Origin of the sequence: Pseudobacter sp., from assembly GCF_051955275.1 — a bacterium.
Classification (GTDB): domain Bacteria; phylum Bacteroidota; class Bacteroidia; order Chitinophagales; family Chitinophagaceae; genus Pseudobacter.
In genome coordinates this window covers 47,251-55,360 of the sequence record NZ_JBQCGW010000111.1, presented here as the reverse complement: position 1 = coordinate 55,360, position 8,110 = coordinate 47,251, and the positions used below count along the sequence as shown (strand labels likewise).

Genomic DNA, 8,110 nt, shown 5'->3' with positions numbered 1-8,110 from the left:
CACTGCTGGCCATCAACAGCATTTTCATCATGGCACTGGCATTACTCTGGATCCTGAGTTTCAACTTCAGGAACAAATTCAGGATGCTGGCCCGCGATCCTTTGTTCTGGGCTTATGCCGCCATCTTCCTGGTGAATGCCATCGGCGTATTGTATGCGCCCGACCGGGTTGCGGGATGGAAGAATGCTGAGAGCAAACTGGGTTTCCTGATCCTGCCGTTGATCTTCTGTTCATCAGGGCCATTACCAGCCAGTCTGAAAACGAGGATGCTCACCATCTACTCCATTGCAGTTACTGCCGCCTCCCTGCTCTGCCTGGTGATAGCCTTTGTAAAATTTAATGCTACAAAGGATCCCGGCTGGTTCTTTTACCATGAACTGGTGGAACCATTGAAGCACCACGCCGTCTATTATTCCGTATTCACTTTTATCAGTGTTGCGTTCCTTTTATTTGAATACAAAACCATTCCCTGGCTGGCAAACCGCAAATGGCTGATGCGTGCCTGGGTATTGTACCTTGTTATTTTCATTATTTTGCTCAGCAGCAAACTGGCGCTGGTGGTGCTTTTACTGTTCTTCATCTATTACAGTTTCCGGCGGTATGCAGCAAAACATAAAAAGCAACTCTTTGCTGCCTGTATTGCCGGGCTGCTGATATTGATAGGTCTGTTCACTATCAACAATCCCATCAAGAGCAGGTTTGCCGATCTCGCGGACGGCGATATGGCCATCCTCAAAGCAGAGAAGTTTGATCAGAACACCTACTTCAATGGCTTTAAGTTCAGGTTGCTGCTCTGGCGATTCACGTATGAGATCCTGAATGAAAAAAATGCCTGGCTGCTGGGAGTGAGCCCGGCCAATGCGCAGGCCTGCCTGGTTGAAAAATATATCCAGATGGATATGGCCAGGGGTAACGGCACCAAAGAGAACCCTGGTTACCTGAAATATAACTGCCACAACCAGTTGCTTCAATCCAGCCTTCAAAGCGGGCTGCTGGGATGTTTCTCCTTCCTGGCCTGGTGCGTGATACTGGGCATCAAAACATTCAGGAAGAAGAATATCCTGCTGAGCAGTCTTGTTTTCCTGATCTTCTGTTTCTTTTTTACTGACTCTGTGTTTGAAAGGCAATATGGAATGGTGCTCTGTACAGTATTCCCATTACTAATGTTGTTTGCGGATCCTGCGGCGCCGGATCCTACTCGTACACTTTCTCCATCTGGGCAAAACGGGAACGATACCATTTGATAACGGGGGCGAGTATTCCCTTACCCAGTTTTTTGGTGATGTAGATAGCGGATACGTGTTTGCAGAAGTAAAGCCTGTTGAGTAATTTTCTGTTGGGAAGATATTTGTTCTTGATAGCAAGGGTTTCTTTGCAGGCCAGGAACCAGCGTTTGTCGCTCACCCCTGCCCAGCGCATATTGGTGATCACACCCTGCAGACCGGAAAAGCGGCAGCCATTGGTGTAGAAGCGAAGCATCACATCGTAATCCATCGCGCATTTGTATTGAAGATCGAAGACGCCGTACTGCTGGTAGCAATTCCTTCTCACAAATACGGTGGGATGGTTCACAGACATTTCGCGGGTAAGGATCTCATGATTGCCCTTTACGGTGTAATCTTTCCTGCCATCCTTCCACATGCTGAGGTCGCCGTACAGCACATCCTTATCCTTTGCAGCGGCCATCATGCGCTCCACGGCATCGGGCTCATACCAGTCGTCTGCATTGAGGATGCCCACCCACTCGCCGGTTGCCCTGGCAATCCCCTTGTTGAAGGCATCGCTGATGCCTTTGTCGGGCTCACTGACCCAGTATGCCAGTTGAGACTCATACCGGCGGATGATGGACTGGGTATTGTCCTTTGAACCACCGTCGATGATGATGTATTGGATATTCGGGTAGGTCTGCCCCAGCACACTGTCAATGGCATTGGCCAGGAAACGCTCTCCGTTGTAAACCACGGTGATAACTGAAACAAGAGGTAATTGCGTCATAAGATCGGGGCAAAGGTAAGCCAGTTTTTTTTAGGGCTGGCAAACAAGCACGGCCCCGCTGTTGTTAATCCTGACAACTTGCCATTTTTTAAGAAATTGTATAGAATTTGGACAAGGATACATCTACATTATGAAAATATTATTCGCCTATCTCAAACCATATAAATGGCTGGTTGTACTAACGCTCGTTCTTGCAGCCGTCAACAGCGGATTCTCGCTGATGGATCCCATCATCTTCGGAAAACTGGTTGATCTTACCAACCGTTATCATGCGGACAAGGCATCGTTCACCTGGAACAGGTTCTTTACTGAGCCATACACCGGCGTACTCTGGTTGCTCCTGGCCTCCATTACCATCGCCATGATCAGCCGTATTGCCAAGAATATCCAGGATTACTGCCTGCAGGTGGTGATACAAAAATTCGGTGCCAAAGTGTTTACAGATGGGCTGAAGCATGCCATGAAGCTGCCCTACCAGGAATTTGAGGACCAGCGCAGCGGTGAAACCCTGAGTGTGCTCACCAAAGTGCGGACAGATACGGAGCGCTTCATGATCAATTTCATCAATATTCTTTTCGGCGTGATCGTGGGCATTATCATAGTGATGGTGTATGCCGGTTTCAATATTCACTGGACGGTTCCCTTCGTTTATTTCGGGGGTATCTTCCTGCTCACCTGGATCACCAACCTGCTGAGCAAAAAGATCAAAGTGATCCAGAAGAAGATCGTGAACCAGACCACCAGTCTGGCGGGCTCCACCACTGAATCGCTCCGTAATATAGAATTGGTGAAAAGTCTTGGCCTCACCAACCAGGAAGTGGAAAGGCTGAACAAGAACACTTATAAAATCCTTGGCCTGGAGCTCACGAAAGTGAAAAGGGTAAGAAGCATCAGCTTCATCCAGGGCACATTTGTGAATACCCTCCGCCAGGTGATCCTGTTCATCCTGATGTACCTGATCTATCATGATCCCGCCGCTGGTATCACTGCCGGTCAGCTGGTGACCATGCAGATCTACTCATTTTTCATTTTCGGGCCTTTGCAGGATATCGGCGGTATTATCCTCTCCTATCGTGAAGCGGAAGCCTCTCTGAATAATTTCAGGGACCTGATGAACAAGCAACCTGAACCTCAGCCGGCATTTCCGAAACACCTGGGCAATATTCAGACCCTTGAGTTCCAGCATGTGGCATTCCAGCACCAGACCGCTCCGGTAAGAGCCATCGAGAATATCAGCTTCAAGGCAAAGACCGGTGAAACCATCGCATTTGTAGGGCCTTCCGGCTCCGGAAAGTCTACCCTGATGAAACTGCTGGTTGGATTGTATCGCCCGCAGGAAGGAAAGATCCTTTACAACGGGCTGGATGAAACGAGCATCAACTTTGAAGACCTGCGCAATCAGATCGGTTTTGTAACGCAGGACACCCAATTGTTCTCGGGCACTATCCGCGAGAACCTGTTGTTTGTAAATCCCTCAGCCACGGATGAGCAACTGGTTGAAGCGCTGCGTAAATCAGCTGTTACCCGATTGCTGGAAAGAGCGGAGAAAGGGCTTGACACCATGATCGGCGAAGGTGGTCTGAAATTATCCGGCGGCGAAAAGCAGCGCCTGTCCATAGCCCGCGCCTTATTACGCAATCCCCGTTTGCTCATATTCGATGAAGCCACTTCCTCACTGGACAGCTTAACCGAAGATGAGATCACCAATACCATCAAGGATGTAAGCTCCAAGGGCAACCAGGTTACCATCCTGATCGCACACAGGCTGAGCACCATCATGCATGCTGACCGCATCTATGTACTGGAGCGCGGCGATGTAGTGGAAACAGGTAATCACGAAAGCCTGCTGGAAGAAAAGGGATTGTATTATGCCATGTGGCGTCAGCAGATCGGCGAGCGTAAAAAGCCGGCCGGTGACCTGAACGTTAATGCAGTGCCTCAAGCGCAGTAAAATAAAGTGGTTATCTTTGCGGGATTATGAGCAATCAATCATCCAGGCCCAATTATCTGTGGAGTATTTTTTCGATGAAATGTCCCAGGTGCAGGCGCGGTCCCATGTTCAACAACAGTAATCCATGGAACCTGAAACGCATGTTCGATATGCCTGAGAAGTGCCCTGTCTGCTCACAGCGCTATGAATTGGAGCCGGGCTTCTTTTATGGTACGGCCTATGTGAGTTATGCGCTGACGGTTGCCATCTCCGTGGCCACTTTCGTAGCCTGGTATGTATTGATCGGCATGTCTACACAGGATAGCCGTTTCTTCTGGTGGATGGGCATCAATATATTCCTGCTTATCTTTTTACAACCCTGGCTGATGCGGCTGAGCCGGGTGATCTACCTGTCGTTCTTTGTGAAGTATGATCCCAACTTCATGGAGCGGGTGGAGGAAGAGTAGTGCAAGGTATGTCCAGCCGCTCGCATACCCGCGAGTGACTGCTATTCCGTCGCCTCCGGCGACACGGTGTTCGCCAGAGGCGAACCAATATAAGTAACTCGCCAGAGGCGAGCTACCGGCAGCACCCCGCTTATTATTTATCTTCTTTTCCCCGCAGGAACTCCGATAAGAAATTGGTACGGGTTATTTCTTCGATATCGCTGAGCGCCACTTCCAGGGCCTTGGTGGAGAGGAATATTTCTATTAATGAAACTATCAGGCTTATCATAAAGGCCGCAATACTGATGGCGAAAATTATATAACTGGCTTCTTCCCATTCCCTGAAGATGCAGTACATGCATACCACGCAGAAGAGGAAGCTCAGTACGCCGAACAACTGCATGGAACGGATCAACCTGATCCTTACCCGAAGATTGCGGATCTGCTGCACGATATGTTTTTCTGCCGGGTCTTTCCTGTACTGTTCACGCAGGTTCCTGATCAGGCTGGCCAGCGCTAGAAAGCGGTTGGTATAGGCAAGCATCAGCAATGAGATAGCCGGGAAAAGAAGTGCGGGGGTGGTGATAGACAATTCCATGCGATTGATTTACAACATAAATATACCGAAAAACAAAGCCCTGCCTCGCAGCAGGGCTTCATCAATCCTATGAAGATGGGTTAGTAAGTCCCATTATTGAACGCTACTTTTTTTATTTTATTATGTGTAACCCGCCCGGGTAGCCGTTCTTACCGGTTTGTAGTAAAGCCAAGGGGGATGTTCAGCTTTACACTGAAGTTTCTTCCCATACCAAATACGCCCATTCTTCCTGTTACAACATTCTCAGCTGTGTACTTGAGCCTGCTCAGGTGATTCTGCCAGGCCACATCGCCGATATTGTTGGCAGCAAAGAAGAGACTGAACAGTACTTTGTTCTTACACATTACATTACCGCCAAAACCTGCATTCACAAGCGTATAGCCGGCAGTTTTGGTTTCTGTATTGTAACCGGTGAAAGGGTCGTTCTGAGCAAAGTTATTGTCGAGTTCCGCCTTAAGGTATACCTGTCCGAATGTTTTTGATTTGGCAAAGAGGTCCACCTTCACTTCATTGATCAGCCTGGCAGCCGGAATGAAGGGCAGGTTCTTGCTACCGTCCTGGCTCTCACTGAGCGTTCCTCTTACATAAGAGAAAGTATTCTCAATATGCAGCCAGTCCAGCGGATGGGGATGGATATCGATATTCATTTCTGCTCCATAAAGCGCTGCATTGTGCTGGTTGTACTGGAAGGCGAACAGATCATCTCCATCAACATTGATGAGAGAATCGCCACCTGCAGTGGATTGCAGTTTGCGGGAGTAGATGAAGTTCTGTACATGGTTATAGAAAAGGTTGGCCGACAGTGATACGTGCGGCGTGCCGAACTCAATGCCACCATCAACCTGCAGACTGCTCTCAGATTTCAGATCGCGCTGACCGTATTCATACCTGTTGGTACCTTCATGCGCGCCATTGCTGGCCAGCTCAGGAATACTGGGTGCGCGGAAACCACGGGCCATATTGAATTTCAGGGTCAGATCCTTTGTTGCACGATAGCTGAGGCCAACACTTCCTGAAACATTATCGAACTGTCTTTTGAATGGCTCGAATTTGATATCGCCATCTTCTCCCATTTCTTTTGAATTGAGAGAACGGTGATCATAACGGAGGCCACCACTGAGGGTGAGTTTGTTGAACTCTTTCTGTGTATAGATGAATGCGCCGATATCAAAGAGATCGTACTCAGGGATCAGGGCTTCTTCTCCTTTGTTCTGATTGTTCTGCTGCATACCATTTACCCCGATGCTGGTTTTCCAGTGGTTCTTCTCCCCGAAATGATATTGCAGGTTATAGTTGATGGTTTTGAGATCGAAGTAGAGTTCCTGCTCTTTTGGATCGAGCACGTTGCCGAACTCTTCGCGCTGGTTCCTTTGAAAGCCGAGTGTGAAGGTCAGGCGATCGGCGCCCAGTCTGAAGTTGTTATCAGAAGCCACTTTGAAGTGGCGGATGCGCTGTTGGGGAATGAATGGATCGGTTGAAGTGAAATCTTTGTGGGTGGCCACTTCTTCTTCAGCAACCCCATCGATATCAACAGGCCTGATGAAGCGTCCCTGGTCATCGCGCTCTCCTTCCACCAGGCCAACGCGCTGGTTGAACATGCTGGCATAAAGATGGGTGTAGCCCCATTGCCTGTTCAGTCCCAGGTAACCGCCGAAAGCCTTTTCATTGAATTTGGAATTGAAGACATAGCCATCGTATTTATTCTTGTAGTCGGCAGCCGCCTTGTAAGAACCGTAAGCGCCCCAGATGAAACCATTCTGGTTACCTCCGAGATCGGCATGTATACCACGCAGGCGGTTGTTGCTTTGGTAATTGCTGAATACATTTCCCTTGATGGTGCCTTCTGCCACCGGAACAATGGAAATGATATTCACCACACCGGCCAGGGCATCACTGCCATACATGAGCGAAGCAGGTCCTTTCAGGATCTCGGCTTTACTTACGTTATATTCATCTATTTCAATACCATGCTCGTCGCCCCATTGCTGGCCTTCCTGACGGATACCATCATTTACGATCACCACGCGATTGTAGCCCAGGCCGCGGATGAATGGCTTGGAAACAGCCGGACCTGTTGAAACCTGCGCAACGCCGGGGGTGCGGCTCAGTGCATCGATCAGGTTGGTGGAAGCGCTACGGAAAAGCTCTTCTTTCTTTACAATATTCACCGGCACAGGTGTGCGTTTGATACTGGTAGCGGCAGATACGCCGGTGACAGTAACGGTTTCGTTCTCCACGTAAGAACGGGAGAGCGCAAAATCTTTCTGGCTGAGGTTGGTGAGATCGATGGTTTCGATAGCCGGTGCATACCCGGTGAAGCTCACTTCCACCAGGTGTTTGCCACCGGGGATATTCCTGAAATTGTAAACGCCCTGCGCATTGGTGGTAGCGCCGGTGCGGAGATCCGGGAAATAGATAGTGGCGCCCACCAGTGGTTCTCCGGAGCTTACATCGGTGATCTTTCCGGTAAGGGAAACGCGCACCTTTTCAGTGGCAGGTGCAGGGGTATTGCTGTTATTACTGAGATTTTGTGCGTTGAGGGGTGAAGCGGCGAAGCCGGTAATGAATACTACGATCGGAAGAACAAATTTCATCTTCGTTCAGGTTTATAAGAATGCATAAATAGTTTCGCTGTGCCCAGTGGCTCGCGTCCCGCGAGTGACTGCTATTCCGTAGCCTCCCGGCAACACGGTGTTCGCCAGAGGCGAACAAATATGCCTCACTCGCCAGAGGCGAGCGAGTGCTCCCCGAGCAAAGGCAACAGACTTTTGGAGCGGTTACTTCAGATGATTACAGGCGGCCCGCGAAGTGAAATATGAGAAGCAGAGAGGGAATGCAATGAGGCATTGACTGCATCATCTGCCTGGATAAATACAGGCAGGGGTTGCGTAAACTGTGTTACTGGCTGTTCGCCGGTGAAGGGAGATTCAGCTACCCAATTATCAGTATCGCAATGGTAGCCGCTTTTGGAAACGGCAGCTTCCTGCTGGTGGCAGTTCACGATCTCATCCTGGTGATGCACCAGGATATCGTGCAGGGTTTTCTTGGGGGTGATGCTCAGTGCAAAGAGTAACAGCAACATCAGGCTGATGCTGCGGCTCATCCATTGCGACCTGGCCATCAAGATATTTGCCACCATGT

At 49.5% G+C, this 8,110-nt stretch carries 7 protein-coding genes; 3 read left to right on the top strand and 4 right to left on the bottom strand.

Annotated elements, in window-relative coordinates:
• Positions 1–1,244, top strand: a 1,244-nt coding sequence (locus tag ACTHMC_RS09565) for an O-antigen ligase family protein (RefSeq protein ID WP_440412861.1), incomplete at its 5' end; no start/stop codon positions are given.
• On the opposite strand, the gene ACTHMC_RS09560 is transcribed toward ACTHMC_RS09565, so the two are convergent.
• Positions 1,195–1,995, bottom strand: coding sequence for a glycosyltransferase family 2 protein (locus tag ACTHMC_RS09560; RefSeq protein WP_440412860.1), 801 nt, complete (start codon positions 1,993–1,995; stop codon positions 1,195–1,197). The two genes, ACTHMC_RS09565 and ACTHMC_RS09560, sit on opposite strands and share 50 nt — an antisense overlap.
• A gap of 130 nt (positions 1,996–2,125) precedes the next feature.
• Between ACTHMC_RS09560 and ACTHMC_RS09555 the strand changes: the two genes are divergently transcribed.
• Together ACTHMC_RS09555 and ACTHMC_RS09550 are read left to right on the top strand one after the other, a co-directional pair.
• A complete protein-coding gene (locus tag ACTHMC_RS09555) occupies positions 2,126–3,946 on the top strand; it encodes an ABC transporter ATP-binding protein (protein WP_440412858.1) in 1,821 nt (606 codons plus the stop codon).
• 26 nt (positions 3,947–3,972) lie between these two features.
• Positions 3,973–4,392, top strand: coding sequence for a DUF983 domain-containing protein (locus ACTHMC_RS09550; protein ID WP_440412856.1), 420 nt, complete (start codon positions 3,973–3,975; stop codon positions 4,390–4,392).
• Positions 4,393–4,525: 133 nt separating this feature from the next.
• Here the strand turns inward: ACTHMC_RS09550 and ACTHMC_RS09545 are convergent, their stop codons facing one another.
• From ACTHMC_RS09545 to ACTHMC_RS09535, 3 genes are all read right to left on the bottom strand, one after another.
• Entirely contained in the window at positions 4,526–4,969 is a 444-nt protein-coding gene (locus ACTHMC_RS09545) for a DUF2721 domain-containing protein (protein ID WP_440412855.1), read from the bottom strand.
• A gap of 149 nt (positions 4,970–5,118) precedes the next feature.
• Positions 5,119–7,563: a TonB-dependent receptor gene (locus tag ACTHMC_RS09540; protein WP_440412853.1), complete on the bottom strand. Its 2,445-nt coding sequence runs from the start codon at positions 7,561–7,563 to the stop codon at positions 5,119–5,121.
• Between the two features lie 188 nt (positions 7,564–7,751).
• Positions 7,752–8,108 carry a hypothetical protein gene (locus ACTHMC_RS09535; RefSeq protein WP_440412852.1) on the bottom strand — a complete coding sequence of 119 codons (357 nt, stop codon included), beginning with the start codon at positions 8,106–8,108 and terminating at the stop codon, positions 7,752–7,754.
• Between the last annotated feature and the right edge of the window lie 2 nt (positions 8,109–8,110).

What these genes read in the sequence shown, in the direction of transcription:
- ACTHMC_RS09535 (WP_440412852.1), bottom strand. Translation starts at nt 8,108, where the DNA reads ATGGTGGCAAATATCTTGATGGCCAGGTCGCAATGGATGAGCCGCAGC.
- ACTHMC_RS09555 (WP_440412858.1), top strand. Translation starts at nt 2,126, where the DNA reads ATGAAAATATTATTCGCCTATCTCAAACCATATAAATGGCTGGTTGTA.
- ACTHMC_RS09560 (WP_440412860.1), bottom strand. Translation starts at nt 1,995, where the DNA reads ATGACGCAATTACCTCTTGTTTCAGTTATCACCGTGGTTTACAACGGA.
- ACTHMC_RS09540 (WP_440412853.1), bottom strand. Translation starts at nt 7,563, where the DNA reads ATGAAATTTGTTCTTCCGATCGTAGTATTCATTACCGGCTTCGCCGCT.
- ACTHMC_RS09550 (WP_440412856.1), top strand. Translation starts at nt 3,973, where the DNA reads ATGAGCAATCAATCATCCAGGCCCAATTATCTGTGGAGTATTTTTTCG.
- ACTHMC_RS09545 (WP_440412855.1), bottom strand. Translation starts at nt 4,969, where the DNA reads ATGGAATTGTCTATCACCACCCCCGCACTTCTTTTCCCGGCTATCTCA.